Here is a 20,429-nt window from a genome sequence, read left to right as displayed (position 1 = left end):
GTTTTTGTTCTCTTGGGCCGTACCGGCGTTGAAAGCAAGATGCCCTGCGATGAGGACCTGACGCGTCAACTTAGAGTCGCTGCCTCTCTAGCCAAGCTCGCCGTGCCGCCTAAATCACTGCTATCCATCGACCGAACTAGCGTGCAGCGTCATCGATACTCGTGCAGTTTCATAGTCTCTTACCTCGTCTCAAACCTCTAAACCTAGGGAGCCTCGCATGAGCAACATTCAGGCACAAAGCACAACGGCGAGCGAGAGTTCGACAATGCCAGCGGTCGCGCTGAAGCTTGAGGTCGCCGTCCTGCCCGTTGCGGACGTCGACCGCGCCAAGCGTTTTTACGCAGGCCTCGGCTGGCGGCTCGATGCAGATTTTGTTCGAAAGGACGGATCTCGCGCCGTCCAATTCACGCCTCCCGGTTCGCCATGCTCGATCCATTTGGCGGAGACGCCGAGCTTTTATCTCGTGGTCTCCGATATCGAAATGGCCCATGCGGAGCTTGCCAAGCGCGGCGTCGAGATCAGCGAGATATTCCACCGCGGCGAAGGGCCGGGCCGTGTGAGCGGGCCGGATCCTGAACGCCGCAGTTACGCTTCGCTCGCCTCATTCAGCGATCCGGACGGCAACACCTGGCTGCTTCAGGAGGTGACAGCGCGATTGCCCGGCCGCGTGGACAGGAATGTCACAGCATTCACCTCACCAACCGAGCTTGCGGCCGCGCTCCGACGGGCGGCGGAGGCGCATGGCGAGCACGAGAAGCGAACCGGTGGCCAACGCGATGAAAATTGGCCGGACTGGTACGCCGAGTACATGGTCCGGGAACAGGCAGGCGAGGAACTGCCATTGTAGCTGCGGGCAGCCTGTGAAGCGGTCGAAAATCACCCGCTTCACTCACCTACCCTCCGCGAAGACATGTGATCAGCGCGGCGCTTCAAGCCTGCGCGCTAAATTCGCATTGCCAAAAGCGTAGTTTTATATAACCGTATAGTTACTATCGCCTTCGATTTCCTGGGACTGTCAACTTGTGCCATGATCGAGTAATTGTCGGCGGTTAAAAGGCCGCATGGCCTTGCTAGACGCAATCGGGGGCCGCGATGAGCGAAACCAAAATCAAAAAGGGCCGATCGAAGAGCCCGAAGGCTGAAACTGTGGGCGAGTCCACCGATCAGGCGGCATCGAGTTCATCCGCCGAGCGACCGCGCCTGAGGGATGCCGAGCGCACGAGCAAGGCGATCCTGGCTGCGGCGACCAAGGAATTTGCCGAGCGCGGTTATGGTGGCGCCCGCGTCGACGCGATAGCCGAGCGCGCCAACATCAACAAGCGCATGCTCTATCACTATTTCGGCGGCAAGGACGCTCTCTATGTGGCTGTGCTGGAGGGCAGTTACGTTGCCATTCGCTCCGCGGAGGCAAGGCTCGATCTTTCGCACCGCAGCCCCACCGAAGGCATGCGGGAGCTTGTTGTTTTCACATGGAAATACTTTTTGGATCACCCTGAATTTCTCGGCATCCTCAACACGGAAAATCTGCATAAGGCCCGCTTTCTGAAACGGTCGGCGCGGATTTTCGAGCTGCACTCGCCCTTGGTCGCGGAAATTTCCGGGCTGCTGGATCGCGGAGCTGCGGCCGGCGACTTTCGTCCGGGCTGCGATCCGGTCAAGATCTATATGAGCATCGCCGCCCTCGGTTCCTTTTTCCTGACGAACCGCTGGACGCTGTCGACGATCTTTCGGCGGAACCTCTCCGACAAGTCGGAGATCGAGGCTTGGGGCGAGCATATCGTCGACGTCATCTTTGCCTATCTGCGTCCCTAAGCGCAAAACGCCCTCATAATTCCGCCGAATCCGCGCGCTTGCCGCTGCGGCTGTCGACGATGGCCGTTGACAGCGCTGCTTTGCCGTGTCAGTTATGTAACTATATAGTTATTTACGGGAGGAGTGGGATATGGTGACGAAGCCGATCGGCATCATCATGCACGGCATCACCGGCCGCATGGGTTACAACCAGCATCTCGTGCGATCGATTCTGGCGATCCGCGAGCAGGGTGGCGTGCTGCTTGCCAATGGCGACAGGTTGATGCCGGACCCGATCCTGGTCGGCCGCAACGCCGAAAAGATCGCGGACATCGCCCGCAAACACGGTCTCGCCAAAACGACCACCGATCTCGACAGCGCTCTCGCCGATCCCCACAACACGATTTTCTTCGACGCGGGTTCGACGCAGATGCGCGTTTTGCTGCTGGAGAGGGCTATTGCGGCCGGCAGGCATGTCTATTGCGAAAAGCCGATTTCCGAGACGCTGGAGGAAGCGCTTTCGGTTGCGGACTCGGCCGAGCGCCGCGGCGTCAAGAACGGCGTCGTGCAGGACAAGCTTTATCTGCCGGGCCTGCGCAAGATCGCCATGCTGCGCGACAGCGGCTTCTTCGGCAAGATACTCTCCGTGCGCGGCGAGTTCGGCTATTGGGTCTTCGAGGGCGATTGGGGTGTCAAGGCGCAGCGTCCCTCCTGGAACTATCGCAAAGCCGAGGGCGGCGGGATGATCCTCGATATGCTGCCGCACTGGCGCTATGTGCTCGACAATCTCTTCGGTGAGGTCAAAACCGTGAGCTGCTACGGCGCGACGCATATTCCGAGCCGCGTCGATGAAAACGGCAGGACCTATGTCGCCGACGCCGACGATGCGGCCTATGCCACGTTCGAGCTCGACGGCGGCATCGTCGCGCAGATCAATTCCTCCTGGGCCGTGCGCGTGCGCCGCGACGATCTCGTCACCTTCCAGGTGGATGGCACGCATGGTTCGGCGGTCTGTGGGCTGATGCGCTGCTGGACGCAGCATCGCGTCAATACGCCGAAGCCGGTCTGGAATCCGGACCAGCCGCAGCCGATCAATTTCTTCGAGACCTGGGACGAGGTGCCGGACACGCAGGCTTTCGACAATGGCTTCAAGGCGCAGTGGGAGGATTTCCTGCGCCACGTCGTTGACGATGCGCCGTGGAAATTCACCTTGCGCGAGGGCGCCAAGGGCGTTCAACTCGCCGAACTCGCTCAAAAGAGCTGGGCGGAGCGCCGCTGGATCGACGTTCCCTCGCTTTCCGCTCGCTAGGAGATATAGGATCATGACGAAGACCCTTCGTTTGCCCGGCGCTGATGGTAAGCTCGCCGAATTCACCGTCGCCAACACGCCGTTGAGCCCTCCGGAGCGCCCGGCAGGCGGTCATCGCTTCAATCGCGTCGCCTATGCCGCAGCCCATGTCGTCGTCGATCCCCTGGCCGACAATGATCCCTGGCTCGACCGCAACATCGATTGGGAGCGAACGATCGCTTTCCGCGAATATCTTTGGGATCTCGGCTTTGGCGTCGCGGAAGCCATGGACACGGCGCAGCGCGGCATGGGTTTGGACTGGACCGGCGCCAAGGAGCTGATCACACATGCGCAATCGGCCGCCCGCAATCGCTCGGACTCACTGATCGCCTATGGCGCCGGCACCGATCATCTGGCGCCCGGTCCCGATGTGACCATCGATGACGTCATCCGTGCCTATGAGGAACAGGTCGCTTTCGTCGAAGGGCAGGGCGGGCGCATCATTTTGATGGCGAGCCGCGCGCTTGCGACCGCCGCCAAAGGGCCGGACGACTATATCCGCGTCTACAACCGCATTCTCGGGCAGGTCCAACAGCCGGTGATCATCCATTGGCTCGGCGCCATGTTCGATCCAGCTCTGGCGGGCTATTGGGGTTCGTCCGACGATATGCGCGCAATGGAAACGGCGGTTGCGATCATCAATGACAACGCCGCTAAGGTCGACGGCGTCAAAATCTCGCTGTTGTCGGCGGAAAAAGAGATCGTCATGCGCCGCCGCCTCGATCCAGCGGTCAAGATGTACACCGGCGACGATTTCAACTATGCCGAACTGATTGCGGGGGACAGCCAGGGCTATTCGCATGCGCTGCTCGGCATCTTCGACGCGATCGCACCGGCGGCGAGCGCCGCTCTCGCGAAGCTTGCGGAGAACGATCTCGACGCCTTCCACCAGATGATGGCGCCGACCGTTCCGCTCTCGCGCCACATCTTCAAGGCGCCGACGCGCTTCTACAAGACCGGCGTGGTTTTCCTCGCCTACCTCAACGGCTTCCAGGACCACTTCCAGATGCTGGGCGGCCAGCAAAGCACACGTTCCATCGTGCATCTGTCGGAGCTGTTCCGTCTGGCCGACACGGCGCGGGTTCTCAGAGACCCCGATCTTGCCATGCAGCGGATGAAGACGATCCTTGCGACGGTCGGCGTCGCCTAAAGCAATTCCAGGAAAAGTGCGCAACGGTTTTCTGTCCGGAATTGCGTGAAAACAAAGAGATAGAGCAGTTCAGCGATTTCGTGAAGCGCTGAACTGCTCTAGTCGAAAACGGGATCTGGGAGGATCATCAGAATGGCTGTATCCGGCCTTTCCATCAATCTTGCGACCGTACGCCAGCAATACGACATGCGCCAGGCAGTCGAAGCCTGCTTGAAACTGGATATCAGCGCGATTGCGCCCTGGCGCGATCAGGTGCACGCGATCGGTTTGGGGGAAGCAGCAAGGATCGTTGCCGACAACAGGCTGAAGGTCACAGGGCTATGCCGCGGCGGCATGTTTCCCGCGGCCGATGCCGAGGGGCTTAGGGCCGCCATCGACGACAACAGGCGGGCGATCGACGAAGCCGCGGCGCTTAATGCCGATTGCCTGGTGCTTGTCGTCGGCGGTCTGCCGAAGGGCTCAAAGGATATCGTTCATGCCCGCGAAATGGTGGCGGACGGCATTGCGGCGATCTTGCCACATGCCCGCAGTGCCGGCATTCCGCTGGCCATCGAGCCGCTGCACCCGATGTATGCAGCCGACCGTGCCTGCGTGAATACGCTCGAACAGGCGCTCGATATCTGCGACCTGCTAGGCGGGGGCGTCGGCGTTGCCGTCGATGTCTATCATGTTTGGTGGGACCCGAAGCTTTATGAGCAGATCGCTCGTGCCGGCGCCAAAGGCAAAATCCTTGCGCACCATATCTGCGATTGGCTGGTGCCGACCAGGGACTTGCTGCTCGATCGCGGCATGATGGGCGACGGCGTTATCGATTTGAAGCGCATTCGCGCCGCTGTCGAGAAGGCCGGCTTTTCCGGTCCGCAGGAAGTGGAGATTTTTTCGGAAGCGAATTGGTGGAAAAAGCCGGGCGAGCAGGTCCTGTCCACCTGCGTCGAGCGCTTTCACACCATTTGTTGACGGCTCACCAGGCAATCGGCCAACCATAAAAATGCCGGGCCACGAGTGGCCCGGCAGAGTTTGAAGACGTGAGACAAGCGGCTTATTCGACCGGAACGATCTTGCCGGCGTCCCACTTGTAGAGCGAGAAGGTCTGCGAGGTGAGGTCGCCGGTCTCGCCATAGGTGACTTTGCCGATGGCGGTTTCGATCGGTTCGCCGCTCTTCAATGCGGTTGCGACGGCTTGCGCGTCGTCGGCGCTGCCAGCCTTCTCGATGCCGGCTTTCAGCACCTGCACGGCGGCATAGGCATTCAGCGTGAAAGCTTCGGGCGGGATATTGCGCGCCTGCAGCGCCTTTGCGGCAGTCTGGGAATCCGGGTTCTTCAGGGCGTCCGAGGCATTGGTGAAAATCGTGCCTTGTGCGGCTTCATTGCCGATCGCCCAATACTCGGTGTTCGACAGGCCGTCGCCGCCGATGAGCTGCGCCTTGACGGAGATGTCGCGCAACTGCCGGGCGAGAAGACCGCCTTCGGGGTGATAGCCGCCGAAGTAGATCACATCGACGCCGGCCGACTTGAGCTTTGCCGTCAGCGCGCTGTAATCCTTTTCGCCAGGGGTCAACGAGTCGTTGAGCACTTCGGTCACACCACCGGCATTAAGCGTTGCCTTGAAGGCATCGGCCAGACCTTTGCCATAGGCGGCCTTGTCGTTGAGGATGGCGATCTTCTTGTCCTTGAAGTTTTTCAGGACGTACTTCGCTGCAACATCGGCCTGCTGGTCGTCACGGCCGCAGGTGCGCAGAATATTGGTGAGGCCGCGCTTGGTGAGATCCGGCGCGGTTGCGGTCGGCGTCACCATCAGGATGCCGTTTTCCGCGAGGGCGTCCGAAACCGGAATGGCGACACCCGAAGTCACCGGACCGACGACGAAACGAATGCTCTGGCCGACGAAATCGTTAGCAACGGAAACGCCCTGCTTCGGATCGCCCGCATCGTCTCCCAGCTTCAGGACCACTTTCTGACCGAGAATGCCGCCGCTCTTGTTGATTTCGTCGATGGCGGTCTGGGCGCCGTTCTTGACCTGGTCGCCGTAAGCGGCCACAGGGCCGGTTAGCGGCGCAATCAGCCCGATCACGATATCCGCATGCGCAAGCGGCGCGAAAGCCAGCGAGGCGACGAACGTCGCAGCCGTCAATGTCTTCAGACTCATTTTTTCTCTCCTTGGATGGGCGCGGCAGCGCCCTTTGAACCCGCCGCAATGGCCTGTCGTCACGCGCGAACTGCCGTAAAACGCGCCTTGAAATGGAGACAGGAAGTGACATCGAGGCTGATGATCGCTTTCGGACATTTTTGACCTCAAAAGCGTTCATAAGGGTAGTTTCTGTAGGAATATTACCGCGATTCCGCAAGAAAATAACCGTCGTGGAGACAATTTTGACGATTCTCAGAAATTTCCAGCGGCAAACTACTGCGGGAATTTAGGGGCGAGAGGTAGCTATTCTGCCAATGCCCGATGCCAGGCCAGCCCGTAGTCTCGCAGACCCGGCAGATCGGTCCGGATGGGCGGGCTTTCCGCCGGTGCCGTCGGCCTGATGCCGGTTAGCAGCGCCGCACCCTGGCTGGTGCCGGTCGAGCCGGGCAGGGCGATGACATTCGATTTCGTCAGCGAAGATAGGCCCGAAAGATAGGCGCGATTGAGCGCGAAGGGACCTTCGACGAAAATTGGTCCCTTGGCGCCGATCAGGCCAAGGCAGGCTTCCGTCATCAGCGCCAGATAGAGGCTGACGGCGGCAAGACGTTCCGCCGGGTTTGCCGAGGCGTCGCCGATCCATCGCCTGATCCTGCCGGCAAAAGGACCGGAGCCATCGACCACATTCGGGAGCAGCATCAAGCCCTTGCCGATTACGATTTCCAGCGCAGCTTCCACGGCTTCAGGTTCGGCCCGACCGATTTCGCTCGCCAGAATCTCGAATTCCCGCCCGCCCATGAAGCGCGAGGACGGCACGGCGCGGCCATATGCATCGACATTGGCGAGCGCGTCGCGTGCCGGGTCGAGATGGTCGAGATCGCCGCCGACGGCGAAATTGATCACCCAGGTTCCGGTCGAGACGACAGCGAAGGGCGCTTCGTTTTCTACGAGATGCGGCAGCAGCGAGGCATTGGAATCGTGGATACCGCAATAGACGGGAACGGGAGCAGCAAGGGCGATCTCCGCCGCGATCGCTGGCAGCAGAGGCCCGAGCGCATCGAAGGCAGAGCGGATCGGAGCCATCAGGGAGCGAATGCCGAGCGTGTCGACCAGCGAGGAATAGGCGCCGGTGGTGGGGTTCCAGAGATCGGTATGGCAACCAAGCGAGGTCACCTCGTTGGCGGCAACGCCGGTCAGCCGCAGTGCCCAATATTGCGGATAGGTGAGGATCGTGCTTACGCCCGCGAATTCGTTGGGAAATACGCTTTTCTGATAGTGGATCTGCGCGCCGACATTCAGCCCACCGGAAAGTCTCGGTGAAAAGGTCTCGCTGAATGGCGGGCGCAGGTGTTCATAGGCTTCTTGCACGGCTTCCGGATAGCGATGCTCGTAATCGAGCACTGGCAGAGCAAGGCTGCCATCTTCGCCAAGAAGAACAGCGGAGGCGCCGTGAGTGGTGATCGATATGGCGTCGAAGCCGGGCGCGGCAGCAAAGTCCCTCAGCGCGCCGATGACGAAATCCCAAAGCCGCTCGATATCGTAATGCGGGTAGGGGCCCGTCTTCAACGTCGTATTGGACGTCCGCAGGGCGGCAATCTCTGCGCCGGTCTGCGCGTCGAGCACTACGACCTTGGCATTGGTCTTGCCGATGTCGAGGACGGCAATGCGGCGATAGCTCGTCTTTGTGGTCATGGCAGATGGAAGACCGTGACGAGATCGCTTTGAACCGGCGAATTGTCGGGATTGGTTGCCATGATATCGGCCATATGCGCCCACCACTTCTTCATGACCGGATGATCGGGAAGGCTCGCCATCGTGTGATCCTTCGGCCGCGTCAGAACGCCGAACAGCATGTTCGTCTCGCGGTCGAGATGGATCGAATAGTCGCTGACGCCGGCCTGGTGCAGCAGCTCCACCAGTTCCGGCCAGATCTCGTCATGGCGTTTCCGGTACTCGGCCTCCATGCCGGGATTGAGCTTCATCTTGAAGGCATGGCGTTCGAGAGGAGTGGTCATTTCGAGCTCATGGCTTTGACGCGGCGTGCGACGATCGGCAGCGCGATCGTGATGATCAGGAGGAGGCCGATGAAGATCGACATGACGATGCCCGGCACGTTGAGAAGGCCGAGGCCGAAGGTCACCAGACCCATGACGAAGGCGGCAATGACGACGCCGCCGATCGTGCCGGAACCGCCAAGGATCGACACGCCGCCGAGGACGACCATGGTCACCACTTCCAGTTCCCAGCCGAGCGCGATCGATGGGCGGGTGGAGCCGAGACGCGAGGTCAGGCAGACGGCGGCGATGCCGCTCATGACGCCGGTCAGAAGGAACAGGATGAATTTGACCCGTTCGACGGGAATGCCGGAGAAGCGCGCCGCGAAATCATTATTGCCGATCGTATAGACCTGCCGGCCGAAATTCGTCGCATGCAGCAAGACGGCGAAGGCGATCGCCAGCGCGACGAAGAGAACGAATTCGAAGGAGAAGACCCAGAAGACATAGCCCTGGCCGAAGTAGGCGAAGGCTTCGGGGTAGTTGCCATAGGCCTGGTCGCCGAGGACGATATAGGAAACGCCGCGGAACAGGCTCATCGTGCCGATGGTCACGACGATCGATGGCAGTTTCAGCACTGAGACGAGGAAGCCGTTGAAAAGACCGCAGACGAGCCCGACACCCAGCCCGATCGCCACCAGCCCAGCCGTATCGACACCCACCTGCGCCGCCGCGCCCATGGCGGTTGAGGCAAGCGCAATGATGGCGGCGACGGAGAGATCGATTTCGCCGGCGATGACGAGCAGCGCCATCGCGAAGGCGATCATCGCCTTTTCGGTGAAATTGAAGGTCGCGTCCGAGAGGTTATAAGGGTCGAGGAAATAGGGCGAAGCCAGTGAATTGAAAATGAAAATGGCAATCGCAACGCCAAGCAACAGGACTTCCCAGCTCGCCATCACGCGCTTGAACGGCGTGCCTAGACGGTCAGGAATGCTGCGCTTTTCCGGTGCGGTTTCGGATACGATGCTCATGCGGTGACCTCCTTGCCCGAGGTTTCCTTCGCCGCCTGATCCCTAAGAATGATGCGGCCGCGATTGCGCTCGCGCCGGGCGTTGAAGGCGACGGCGAGGATGATGACGGTGCCGGAGATCGCCATCTGCGTGAACGGCGAAATACCGATGACGGGCAGGGCATTCTTGATCACGCCGAGGAACAGTGCGCCGAGCAGGGTGCCGGCCACCGAGCCGACACCGCCGGCAATCGAGATGCCGCCGATGACGCAGGCGGCGACGCTGTCTAGTTCAAAACCATTGGCGATGTCGACATAAGCCACCGCGTAGCGCGATACCCAGAGGTAGCTGCTGAGGCCTGCCAGGGCGCCTGACAACACGAAGGCGAGGAAGCGCGTCCAGCCGACATCGATGCCGGCATAAACCGCCGCAACCGGATTGCCGCCGCTGGCATAGGTGGAGCGGCCGAAGCGCGTATAGCGCAGCACGAAATACATCATCAGTACGATGGCGATGGCAATCCAGGAGAGCACCGGCAGGCCGAGGAGCGGCGTGCGCGGCACGTTGAGGAATATCGGCGTAAACTGATGCGCATTCACCCAGGCGCCGCCGGACAAGACGAAGGCCATGCCGCGATAGATGGTCAGCGTGCCAAGGGTCACGACGATCGGCGGGATTTCCAGAGCCCAGACGAGATAACCATTGATGGCACCGAGCACCGCGCCCATGACGACAGCCGTGACGACGAGCACGATCAGCGGCAGATCGGGATAGGCGGCATTCAGCATGGCGATGGCCATGCCAGTGAAGGCGAGATTGGCGGCGACAGAAAGATCGATCGATTTTGTCAAGATCACGGTCATCTGTGCCAGCGCCAGGATGATCAGGATCGACGTGTCATTGAAGATATTGGCAAGATTGGCGGGCTCGGCAAAGCCGGTCGCGCGTGTTGCGAAGCCGGCGATCATCACGGCGATGATGACGAAGAGCAGCGTCTCGCGTTTCTTGAGAATACGTAGCATCCGGCCCTCCCTATGCATTGCCCGTGGCGGCGCGCACCAGCGTTTCCGGCGTCAGCCCTTCGCGGTCGAACAGGCCAGCCGAAAGTCCTTCCTTCATCACCAGCACCCGGTCCGACATGCCAAGAATTTCAGGTAGTTCGGAGGAAATCATGATGATGCTAAGGCCTTCTGCCGCCAGCTCGCTGATGAAGCCGTGCACGGCTGCCTTCGAGCCGATGTCGATGCCTTTGGTCGGCTCGTCGAGAATGATGATCTTCGGCTGCGTCGCCAGCCATTTGCCGATCACCACCTTCTGCTGGTTGCCGCCAGACAAGGTGCCGACAGGCACGGAAAGGGCTGCGGCGCGCAGGTCCAGCCGCTCGGCATATTTGCGGGCGAGCGCGAATTCGTCGGCTGCCTTGAGGAAGCCCTTACGCGAGGTACGGCCCAGGGAAGGCAGCGACATGTTCTGGTAGATCGGCATCGGCAGCGCCAGCCCGTGGCGGCCGCGCTCCTCCGGCACATAGACGATGCCGGCGCGGATGGCGTCATGCGGCGAACGGATATGGATCTCCTGGCCGTTCAGCGTCAACCGGCCGGAGAGCGGCCTGGTGATGCCGAAGAGCGATTGGCAAAGTTCGGAACGGCCGGCGCCGATTAGGCCGTAGACGCCGAGGATTTCGCCGCGCCGAAGCTTGAAGGAGATGTCGCGAAACTCCGTGCGGTGGCAATAGTTTTCGACTTCGAGCACAACGTTGCCGATCGTGACCGGCACTTTCGGGAAGGCATCCTTGACGTCGCGACCGACCATCATGCGGACGATCTCGTCCTGCGGCGTTTCCTTCAGACGGCCGTGTCCAACGGCGCGCCCATCGCGGAAGACCACGAAATTATCGGCGATTTCATAGAGTTCGTCGAACTTATGGCTGATGAACAATATGGCTTTGCCCTGGGCCTTCAGACCTTCGACGATGCGAAAGAGATCATCGATCTCCTTGCGGGACAAGGCCGCGGTCGGCTCATCCATGATGACGATGCGGGCGTCGATCGAGAGCGCGCGGGCAATCGCCACAAGATGGCGCTGCGCGATGGAGAGGTCCTTCAGGCGGATCGACGGATCGATGGTGCTTTCCAGCGATTCCAGCAGCAGCCTTGAGCGGCTGTTCATCGTCTTCCAGTCGATCGTGCGGAATTTCGTGCGCGGCGCATGGCCGAGAAAGATGTTTTCGGCAACCGTCAGCTCGTCGAAGAGCACGGTTTCCTGGTGGATGGCGGTGACGCCGGCGTCAATCGCGGCCTGGGCATTGTGGAACGTGGTCGGCTTGCCGTCGACGAGAATTTCGCCTTCGTTCGGACGATAGATGCCGGTCAGAATCTTGACGAGGGTCGATTTGCCAGCGCCGTTTTCGCCGATCAGGGCGGTGACCTTGCCGGGATAAAGCGAGATGCTGACGCCGTCGAGCGCCTTCACACCCGGAAAGATCTGCGAAATGCCGCGCATTTCCAGAATGGCGGTATTGCCCAAGCTTGGCATGCCCGTGGCGGGTCGTTGAAGGACTGTGGTCATCAGCAATGCACCGGATGAGTTAACCAAATCCGGCGGCCGAAGCCGCCGGAAAGCTGCGAATGAGGCGGTCGATCAGAAGACCTTGGAGAATTGATCGATATTCGAAGCGTTGTAGACGAAGGGATCGGCCATGGCGGCTTCGCCGTTGTCTCCGACCTTGATCTTGCCCATGCGGCCGGCATTGATTTCGCTGCCCGGCTTGCCATCGGTTTCACCCTTGACGAGGCGGTATGCGATCTGCGTTGCGGAGTAGCCGAGGTCGATCGGGTTCCAGATTGCAAATTCCTTCGTCGCGCCCGACTTGATGGCACCAGCCATTTCGGACGGCAGGCCGAGACCAGTCACATAGACCTGGCCGATCTTGCCGGCATCCTTGACGGCCTGCGAAGCGGCAAGCACGCCGACGGTCGTCGGAGCAACGATGACCTTGACTTCCGGATGCGAGGTCAGAAGGCCCTGGGCTTCGCGGTAGCTCTTGTCCGAAAGGTCGTCACCATAGACGGTCGTGACCAGGTTGAGGCCCGGGAAATCCTTGAGCTGCTTCTTCATCTCGCCGATCCAGATGTTCTGGTTTGTGGCGGTCGAAGTCGCCGATAGGATCGCGAAATTGCCCTTGCCACCGTCAAGATGATCCTTGGCGAGCGTCAGGCACATCTTGCCGATCAGTTCGTTCGAAGACGGATTGAGCTGCAGGATGCGGCCGGCCGGAGCCACACCGGAATCCCAGGAGATAACCTTGATGCCGCGCTGCGCTGCCTTCTTCAAGGCAGGCACCACGGCATCCTTGTCGTTAGCGGAGATAGCAATGGCATCGACGCCCTGTGCGATCAGCGAGTTGATCACTTCGATCTGGGCTTCGGCGGTCGGCTGCGTCGGACCGGTGTAGATGACTTGGACGCCGCCGAGTTCCTTAGCGGCTTCCTGAGCGCCCTTGTTGGCCGCTTCGAAGAAGCCGTTGCCGAGCGACTTCACCACGAGGCCGATCTTGACGTCTTTCGCACTTGCCGTGCCGGCCATCATTGCGACGGCCAGCGCAACGCCGATCGCCAATTTCTTTGCAATATTCATGTCTCTTCCTCCCAAAGTTGCCCAAAGTTTATAGGCTATGCTCACCCCGCCACAGCCGCGCATTTTATGCGACGGACGGGGAATCCTCCCTCTCGGACTGCGCCGTGACGCTCGCGATAATCAGCGACACGCCGGCATCCTCGATCATGCGTACAGTCTCCGCCGAAACGCCGTCATCGGTGATGATGGTCGTCACCTGCTCGAGCGGACACAGGATCAAGCTGGAGCGCTGACGAAACTTGCTAGAATCGACCATCACGACCAGCTCGTCGGCCTGGCGCATCAGCTTCTGCTCGCTCTGGATGACCAGCGCGTCGGCCTCCATGATGCCGAGCGGGCCAACGCCTTGCGCGCCGACGAACATGCGCCGTGCGTAGAAGTTCCGGGTCGTGTCGTTGTCGAAGGGCGACAGGATCAGGCTCTGCTCGCGATAGATCGCGCCGCCCGGGACCGTCACCGTGTTTTTGGAATGCTTGACCAGATGTTCGGCAATGGCGAAGGAGTTGGTCATCACCTGCAGCCTATAGGCCGAGATATAATGCACGAGCTGGAATGTCGTCGTGCCGCCATTGATGATGATGGCATCGCCCTGGCCGCATAATTCGGCAGCCTTGCGCGCAATTGCTCGTTTCTTATCGATATTGACACCTTCCGAAACGCGGAAGGGGCGGCCGGCCAAATTGCCAAGCTGCGGAGGATGGATCGATTCCGCGCCACCACGCACGCGCCGGATTTTTCCCTGCACATGCAGGGCCGCAATATCACGGCGGATCGTCGCTTCGGAGGCCTCGGTCAATTCGGAAATATCCTGAATTGTCACCACAGGCTTTTCCTGTACGGCGCTCAAAATGATGCGATGGCGTTCACGTTCGTGCATCGGCTCCTCCTTCTCGGGTTATTTCGCAAATGTGACAAAGTGTCAATCACAAACGATCAAAAACTTTCATATTGCATCGCAGCATTATCAAATTTGATCGTTTTCGATTGACAAAGCGACCATGCGTGAGCGATATCGTGATTAACAAGGGCGGTTTGAGCATGTTTCGGACCGTCCGCAAGACATGATCTTATGGGAGGATGATATGGCGGCTGGTGTTCAGCTTCTGGAAAACCGTTGGGATGATGCATATGCGGCCGGCCTCGATGAGCCGGGCAAGCTTCTCTACCGGTCGAATCTGCTCGGTGCCGACAAGCGTATCACCAATTACGGTGGCGGCAACACATCGGCCAAGGTCATGGAAACCGATCCGCTGAGCGGCGAAAAGGTTAAAGTACTGTGGGTGAAAGGCTCCGGCGGCGATGTCGGCACCATCAAGCTCGACGGCTTCGCCACGCTTTATCAGGAAAAGCTCGACAGCCTGAAGGGCATTTACAAGGGCGTTGCCGACGAGGACCGCATGGTCGGCTTCCTGCCGCATTGCACCTTCAACCTCAACGCCCGCGCCGCTTCCATCGACACGCCGCTGCACGGTTTCGTACCCTTCACTCATGTCGATCACATGCATCCCGACGCGATCATCGCGATCGCGGCTTCGAAGAATTCCCGCGAGCTGACGCGCGAAATCTTCGGTGATGACATCGGCTGGCTGCCCTGGCGGCGCCCCGGTTTTCAGCTCGGCCTCGATCTCGAAGCCTTCGTCAAGGCGCATCCGAATGCCAAGGGCGTCGTTCTCGAAAGCCATGGCCTCTTTACATGGGCCAACGACGCAAAGAGCTGCTACGAACTGACGCTTGCGATCATCAACAAGGCAATTCAATGGTTTGCGGCGAAGACTGAAGGTAAGACCATCTTCGGTGGCGCAGCGGTCCAGAGCCTGCCGCAGGCCGAACGCCGCGCGATTGCTGCCAAGCTGATGCCGGAAATCCGCGGCCGCATCGGCAAGGCGGAGCGCAAGCTCGGTCATTTCGATGATCAGGATGCGGTGCTCGAATTCGTCAATTCGAACAACCTCCGTCCGCTCGGCGCGCTCGGAACGAGTTGCCCGGACCATTTCCTGCGCACCAAGATTCGGCCGCTGATCGTCGACTTCGATCCGGCAAAGCCTGACGCCGATGCCGTCATTGCCGATCTCAACCAGGCGCTGGAAGACTACCGCGCCGACTACGCCCGTTATTACAACGACTGCAAGCACGACAATTCGCCTGCCATGCGCGATCCGAATCCGGTGATCTTCCTGGTTCCGGGCGTCGGTCTGCTCTCCTTCGCCCGCGATAAGGCGACGGCACGCATTGCCGGCGAGTTCTACGTCAATGCCATCAACGTCATGCGCGGCGCATCGACCGTATCCGAATATCAGGGCCTGCCGGAGCAGGAAGCCTTCGATATTGAATATTGGCTTCTGGAAGAGGCGAAGCTGCAGCGCATGCCGAAGCCGAAGAGCCTTGCCGGTCGCGTTGCTTTCGTCACCGGCGGCGCCGGCGGCATCGGTCGTGCGACGGCGGCGCGTCTGGTGAGCGAGGGCGCCTGCGTGGTGGTGGCCGATATAGACCAGACAGCACTAGAGAACACGCAGGAAGATTTTGCCAAGAAATTCGGTGCGGACTCGGTGCGCAGCGTCAAGCTTGACGTGACCAAGGAGGACGGCGTGATCTCCTCCTTCGCGGAAGCCTGCGTCGAATTCGGCGGCATCGACATCCTCGTGTCCAACGCCGGTATTGCCTCTTCCGCGCCGATCGAAAGCACGGAGCTTTCGATGTGGAATCGCAATATCGATATTCTCGCTACCGGCTATTTCCTCGTCTCGCGTGAAGCCTTCCGGCTTCTCCGCCGGCAAAATCTCGGCGGCAACGTTGTCTTCGTCGCCTCCAAGAACGGTCTTGCCTCGTCGCCGAATGCGGCCGCCTATTGCACAGCCAAGGCCGCCGAAATCCATCTGGCGCGTTGCCTGGCACTCGAGGGCGCGGATGCGGGCATTCGCGTCAACACGGTCAATCCCGACGCTGTCCTGCGCGGGTCCAAGATCTGGAACGGCGAATGGCGCGAGCAGCGCGCCGCCTCGTCGAAGATCGAGGTGGACGAGTTGGAGGAACATTACCGCAAGCGCTCGATGCTGAAGCTCAACGTTTTCCCGGAAGATATTGCCGAGGCTATCTATTTCCTCGCCTCCGACCTCTCCGCCAAGTCGACGGGCAACATCATCAATGTTGATGCCGGAAACGCGCAGAGCTTTACGCGGTAAAGTGGCACATTACCCTCGCTCCAGCGGGGAGAGGGTCGCGCCATAGCGCGGGGTGAGGGGGCGTTACCGGCCTGTCTGCATGTGCCGCGTCCCCTTCACCCTGCCCTCGCCCCAAGGGGAGAGGGAAAAATCGAATTTGCCGCAGCACGCAGGCACATAGACTTTCGAATGACATACCTGGGAGGAAAGAATGGCCGAGTTTAGAATTGCGCCGGATCTGGTCGCAGCGGAAAACGACAAGCGCGCCGCGGCGCTGAAATCCGACTATGAGGCGCTCGGCGCCACACTTGCGCGTCGGGGCGTCGATATCGAGGCGGTGACGAAAAAGGTCTCCGAGTTCTTCGTCGCAGTGCCCTCCTGGGGTGTCGGCACTGGCGGCACGCGCTTTGCCCGTTTTCCGGGCACCGGCGAACCGCGTGGCATTTTCGACAAGCTCGACGATTGCGCTGTCATCCATCAGTTGACGCGGGCGACGCCGACCGTTTCGTTGCATATTCCTTGGGACAAGGCTGACGCCAAGGAATTGAAAGCCAAGGGTGATGCGCTCGGTCTTGGTTTCGATGCCATGAATTCCAACACCTTCTCCGATGCTCCCGGCCAGGCGCATTCCTATAAATACGGCTCGCTCAGCCATGTCGACGCAGCAACCCGCGCCCAGGCTGTCGAGCACAATCTGGAATGCATCGAGATCGGCAAGACGATCGGTTCGAAGGCGCTGACGGTCTGGATCGGCGATGGTTCCAACTTCCCTGGCCAGAGCAATTTCACCAAGGCATTCGAGCGTTACCTCGCTGCGATGGCGGAAATCTACAAGGCGTTGCCGGATGACTGGAGGCTGTTTTCCGAGCACAAGATGTACGAGCCGGCCTTCTATTCGACCGTCGTGCAGGATTGGGGAACGAACTACCTGATCGCCCAAACTCTCGGACCCAAGGCATTCTGCCTCGTCGATCTCGGCCACCATGCGCCGAACACGAATATCGAGATGATCGTCGCCCGCCTTATTCAGTTCGGCAAGCTCGGCGGCTTCCATTTCAACGATTCGAAATATGGCGACGACGATCTCGATGCCGGCGCGATCGAGCCCTATCGCCTGTTCCTCGTCTTCAACGAACTGGCTGAGGCAGAGCATCGCGGCGTAAAAGGCTTCCATCCGGCTCACATGATCGACCAGTCGCACAATGTCACCGACCCGATTGAAAGCCTGATTTCCAGTGCCAACGAAATCCGCCGCGCCTATGCGCAGGCATTGATCGTCGACCGCAAGGCGCTGGCGGACTACCAAGACTCCAACGACGCCCTGATGGCGTCCGAAACCCTGAAGCGTGCTTATCGCGCCGACGTCGAGCCCATTCTTGCGGAAGCCCGCCGCCGCACCGGCGGCGCCATCGATCCGGTCGCAGCTTATCGGGCAAGCGGCTACCGCAGACAAGTTGCCGGCGAGCGTCCTGCCTCGGCAGCAGGCAGTGGCGGAATTATCTGAGACGTCAAAATTCGAGAAGCCGGCAACGCGCCGGCTTTCTCACAGGAAGATCGTCTTCTTCGAGCGGAGCGTTGGCTAGGAGCCAACCAAGGGAAGGCACCGTCTGCTTTAGCCTTTGATATTTATCGTAAGACAAGATCACAGCGACACGTTCGCCCTGATGCGTGATGACAGAGTCGTCTCCCCTGATCGCGTCGTCGAGCAAAGTCAAAAAAACATTCTCCGCATCTTCGATCTCAATTGTTTTCATTAGGTCATCCATCGGCAGATACAGCTATAGGATGCGGTTAACCTAGTGTATCGTTGGATTTTGGCTCTGAATCGCAGCAATCCGGCGTATCGGAATTCTGCGGGTCGCTGATCAGTTGCCTCGATTCCGATAGCGCCAGACTCAATACCCCAGCGCGATGCCATCCTTGCGGTGGTCGGAGGCGCCGAGCAGGACGCCGCGCTCATGATCGATCCAAATCGCCTGCGCACCGCCGATCGGCGCATCGGCCCATTCGGTGACATGGCCGCGGCGCTCGAGGTCCAGCTTCACGTCTTCCGAAATCGTCGGTTCGAGCGACAGCTTGCCGTCGTAGCAGAAGCTGCGCGGCTGATCGCTTGCCTGCTGTGGGTCGAGATCGCGGTCAAGCATCTGGCTCAGCATATGGGCGTGGCCGGCGGCTTGGTATTGCCCGCCCATGACGCCGAAGCTCATGCGCGTCTTGCCGTTTTCCATCAGCATGGCCGGGATGATGGTGTGGAAAGGCAGCTTGCCCGGGCCGATGGCGTTGGGATGGCCTTCCTTGACGACGAAGCCTGCGCCGCGGTTCTGCAACAGCACGCCGGCACGCGGCGCATAGATGCCGCTGCCGAAGGCGAAGAAGATCGAATTTATCAGCGAAATCGCATTGCCATCGCGATCGACGACGGAGACATAGACCGTGTCCTTGTGCGTCGGCCCATCCCAGATCGAGACGTCGGCGGCGCGTTCGAGGCTGATCTGCGAGCGCATGGCGGCAACTGACCGATCGGACAGCAGTTCGTCGATGCTGAATGTCAGGTGGTCCGGATCGCTGATGAGTTGATCGCGCTTGGCGTAACCGGCCTTGGTTGCTTCGGCGAGCAGATGGATGCGATCCGCTTCGGTGAGCTTGGGGTCGCGAAGATCGAAACCGTCGAGAATGCGGGTGATCAGCAGCGCGGCTAAGCCCTGGCCATTCGGCGGGCACTCCAACAGGTCGCGGCCGCGGTATTTGCCGGAAATCGGCACGGTCTCGAACGCTTTGTAATCAGCGAAATCACTTTCTTCATGCAATCCGCCAAGCGATTGGAGAAGCTCAGCAATCTCCTCCGCGACCTTGCCGCGATAGAAGGCGTCGCGGCCGTCCTTGACGATGGCTTTCAGCGTCGCGGCGAGGCCAGGGTTGGTTACGCGTTCGCCGATGCGCGGCGCGCGGCCATGCGGCAGGAAATAGGCGGCGGAAGCCGGGTACTTGGCAACCCGGTCGCTGTAGCGGCTCCAGTCAAGTTCGACGCGCGGCGTAATGCAATAGCCGTCTTCGGCGGCTGCGATCGCCGGAGCGAGCACACGGCCCATATCGAAACGGCCATAGGAGCCGATCAGCCGGCACCAGGCATCGACTGCGCCCGGAATGGTGACCGCATGCGGACTGTCGTCGGGAATGGCGGTAAAGCCTTTCTCCAGAAAGTAATCGAGCTTCGCCTTTTGCGGAGCCCGACCCGAGCCGTTGAGGGCAATAGGTGTGCCACCGGCCGGACTGTAGAGAGCAAAGCAGTCGCCGCCGATACCTGTCATATGGGGATCGATGACTGACTGCAGCGCCACCGCCGCCACGGCTGCATCGACTGCGCTGCCGCCGGCACGCAGAATATCGACAGCCGCAAGCGTCGCCTGCGGATGCGAGGTCGCTGCCATGCCTCTGTCGGAAACTGCGACCGAGCGGCCCGGCTTGAAAAAATCGCGCTGCTGCATCCTTTCAACGTCCTCTGTCGTCTGTTGCTTTGTGTCTGCCGTGCCTGGACGACGCGCTCAATCCGCGCCAGCATTGAGACCTATCAAACCTGACAGCCTTTCAGGAAGACCTCCGCGCAAATTCTCGCCCGACGGCTGATTTCAGCGATATTCGGAGACGGGAGCTGACGCAGGATGGCGGCGCGCTGCGGCTCCATGATCATCATGCCACGCAGCATGCCGGACGCCATATGCGGGTCTTCCAGGCGGATGAGCCCACGCTCGCACTGCGTCGTCAACCACTTTTCCATAACGGCGTTCGAGCCGACTATAGCTGTCTCATAAAAGGTCGTGGCGAGTTCAGGAAAGCGATCCGATTCGGCGATGACCAGACGCATGATGTCGCTGGTGTCGTCCGACATCGTCAGCATGCCATAGGCTGTCAGCAATCTTTCCAGGCCCTGCCGCAAATCCATCGTCGCCAGCGTCGATTGGTCCAGCGCCAGGAAAAACCGGCTTATGCGGTCGGAAACGATGCTTGAGAACAGGTCCGCCTTGGTCGGAAACAGCCGGTAAAGCGTCTTGGTCGAGACCCCGGCGGATTGAGCGATCGCATTGATGCTCGCGGCTGCATAGCCGCTTTCCCGAAATTGCGTGTCGGCAGCCTCGATGATCAGGCTTTTCGTGTCGTCATCGCAGCGAAGTTGTGGTCGGCCGCGCGGGCGCTTCTCAATTAGTTGATTTTCGACCATG

Annotated in this window: 18 protein-coding genes; 7 read left to right on the top strand and 11 right to left on the bottom strand. The window is 60.2% G+C overall.

Translation table 11 applies throughout. From position 1 onward, the window contains the following. Window positions 1–217 precede the first annotated feature (217 nt). The 5 genes from K290_RS0101310 to K290_RS0101290 all read left to right on the top strand — a co-directional run bounded on the left by K290_RS0101310 (window position 218) and on the right by K290_RS0101290 (window position 5,246). Window positions 218–847, top strand: a complete 630-nt coding sequence (locus tag K290_RS0101310; RefSeq protein WP_028750194.1) for a VOC family protein — start codon at window positions 218–220, stop codon at window positions 845–847. Between the two features lie 245 nt (window positions 848–1,092). Next, window positions 1,093–1,812 (top strand): TetR/AcrR family transcriptional regulator, encoded by a 720-nt coding sequence (locus tag K290_RS0101305; RefSeq protein WP_028750193.1) that lies wholly within the window; start codon window positions 1,093–1,095, stop codon window positions 1,810–1,812. Between the two features lie 130 nt (window positions 1,813–1,942). Further along, window positions 1,943–3,100 carry a Gfo/Idh/MocA family protein gene (locus tag K290_RS0101300; protein WP_028750192.1) on the top strand — a complete coding sequence of 386 codons (1,158 nt, stop codon included), beginning with the start codon at window positions 1,943–1,945 and terminating at the stop codon, window positions 3,098–3,100. A gap of 13 nt (window positions 3,101–3,113) precedes the next feature. Next, window positions 3,114–4,289, top strand: a complete 1,176-nt coding sequence (locus tag K290_RS0101295; protein WP_028750191.1) for a dihydrodipicolinate synthase family protein — start codon at window positions 3,114–3,116, stop codon at window positions 4,287–4,289. Window positions 4,290–4,421: 132 nt separating this feature from the next. Beyond that, on the top strand, window positions 4,422–5,246 hold the full coding sequence (locus tag K290_RS0101290; protein ID WP_028750190.1) for a sugar phosphate isomerase/epimerase family protein: 825 nt from the start codon (window positions 4,422–4,424) through the stop codon (window positions 5,244–5,246). Between the two features lie 82 nt (window positions 5,247–5,328). Here the strand turns inward: K290_RS0101290 and K290_RS0101285 are convergent, their stop codons facing one another. From K290_RS0101285 to K290_RS0101250, 8 genes are all read right to left on the bottom strand, one after another. Beyond that, window positions 5,329–6,435 carry a branched-chain amino acid ABC transporter substrate-binding protein gene (locus K290_RS0101285; RefSeq protein ID WP_028750189.1) on the bottom strand — a complete coding sequence of 369 codons (1,107 nt, stop codon included), beginning with the start codon at window positions 6,433–6,435 and terminating at the stop codon, window positions 5,329–5,331. Between the two features lie 285 nt (window positions 6,436–6,720). Beyond that, window positions 6,721–8,106, bottom strand: coding sequence for an FGGY-family carbohydrate kinase (locus K290_RS0101280; RefSeq protein ID WP_028750188.1), 1,386 nt, complete (start codon window positions 8,104–8,106; stop codon window positions 6,721–6,723). After that, on the bottom strand, window positions 8,103–8,429 hold the full coding sequence (gene rhaM / locus K290_RS0101275; RefSeq protein ID WP_028750187.1) for an L-rhamnose mutarotase: 327 nt from the start codon (window positions 8,427–8,429) through the stop codon (window positions 8,103–8,105). Before rhaM ends, K290_RS0101280 begins: the two co-directional genes overlap by 4 nt. After that, window positions 8,426–9,439, bottom strand: a complete 1,014-nt coding sequence (locus tag K290_RS0101270) for an ABC transporter permease (protein ID WP_037134620.1) — start codon at window positions 9,437–9,439, stop codon at window positions 8,426–8,428. Before K290_RS0101270 ends, rhaM begins: the two co-directional genes overlap by 4 nt. Then, on the bottom strand, window positions 9,436–10,440 hold the full coding sequence (locus K290_RS0101265) for an ABC transporter permease (protein WP_028750185.1): 1,005 nt from the start codon (window positions 10,438–10,440) through the stop codon (window positions 9,436–9,438). The genes K290_RS0101270 and K290_RS0101265 overlap by 4 nt, the downstream gene beginning before the upstream one ends. A gap of 10 nt (window positions 10,441–10,450) precedes the next feature. Then, window positions 10,451–11,986: a sugar ABC transporter ATP-binding protein gene (locus tag K290_RS0101260; RefSeq protein WP_028750184.1), complete on the bottom strand. Its 1,536-nt coding sequence runs from the start codon at window positions 11,984–11,986 to the stop codon at window positions 10,451–10,453. 72 nt (window positions 11,987–12,058) lie between these two features. Next, complete coding sequence (gene rhaS, locus K290_RS0101255; RefSeq protein ID WP_028750183.1) at window positions 12,059–13,054, bottom strand: rhamnose ABC transporter substrate-binding protein; 996 nt, start codon at window positions 13,052–13,054, stop codon at window positions 12,059–12,061. A gap of 64 nt (window positions 13,055–13,118) precedes the next feature. Further along, window positions 13,119–13,931 carry a DeoR/GlpR family DNA-binding transcription regulator gene (locus K290_RS0101250; RefSeq protein ID WP_028750182.1) on the bottom strand — a complete coding sequence of 271 codons (813 nt, stop codon included), beginning with the start codon at window positions 13,929–13,931 and terminating at the stop codon, window positions 13,119–13,121. Window positions 13,932–14,136: 205 nt separating this feature from the next. Between K290_RS0101250 and K290_RS0101245 the strand changes: the two genes are divergently transcribed. Together K290_RS0101245 and rhaI are read left to right on the top strand one after the other, a co-directional pair. Then, window positions 14,137–16,233 carry a bifunctional rhamnulose-1-phosphate aldolase/short-chain dehydrogenase gene (locus K290_RS0101245; RefSeq protein ID WP_028750181.1) on the top strand — a complete coding sequence of 699 codons (2,097 nt, stop codon included), beginning with the start codon at window positions 14,137–14,139 and terminating at the stop codon, window positions 16,231–16,233. 190 nt (window positions 16,234–16,423) lie between these two features. After that, window positions 16,424–17,716, top strand: coding sequence for an L-rhamnose catabolism isomerase (gene rhaI, locus K290_RS0101240; protein WP_028750180.1), 1,293 nt, complete (start codon window positions 16,424–16,426; stop codon window positions 17,714–17,716). 4 nt (window positions 17,717–17,720) lie between these two features. Here the strand turns inward: rhaI and K290_RS0101235 are convergent, their stop codons facing one another. The 3 genes from K290_RS0101235 to K290_RS0101225 form a co-directional block, all read right to left on the bottom strand. Beyond that, window positions 17,721–17,966: a type II toxin-antitoxin system Phd/YefM family antitoxin gene (locus tag K290_RS0101235; protein ID WP_037134617.1), complete on the bottom strand. Its 246-nt coding sequence runs from the start codon at window positions 17,964–17,966 to the stop codon at window positions 17,721–17,723. 141 nt (window positions 17,967–18,107) lie between these two features. Then, window positions 18,108–19,697 carry a gamma-glutamyltransferase gene (gene ggt, locus K290_RS0101230; protein ID WP_028750178.1) on the bottom strand — a complete coding sequence of 530 codons (1,590 nt, stop codon included), beginning with the start codon at window positions 19,695–19,697 and terminating at the stop codon, window positions 18,108–18,110. Between the two features lie 83 nt (window positions 19,698–19,780). Then, on the bottom strand, window positions 19,781–20,428 hold the full coding sequence (locus K290_RS0101225; RefSeq protein ID WP_028750177.1) for a TetR/AcrR family transcriptional regulator: 648 nt from the start codon (window positions 20,426–20,428) through the stop codon (window positions 19,781–19,783). Window position 20,429 lies beyond the last annotated feature (1 nt).

It is taken from the genome of Rhizobium leucaenae USDA 9039 (assembly GCF_000426285.1).
In the GTDB taxonomy this organism is placed as follows: Bacteria; Pseudomonadota; Alphaproteobacteria; order Rhizobiales; family Rhizobiaceae; genus Rhizobium; species Rhizobium leucaenae.
Note: the sequence above shows the minus strand (reverse complement) of the source record. Positions and strands in the feature narration are given on the sequence as shown.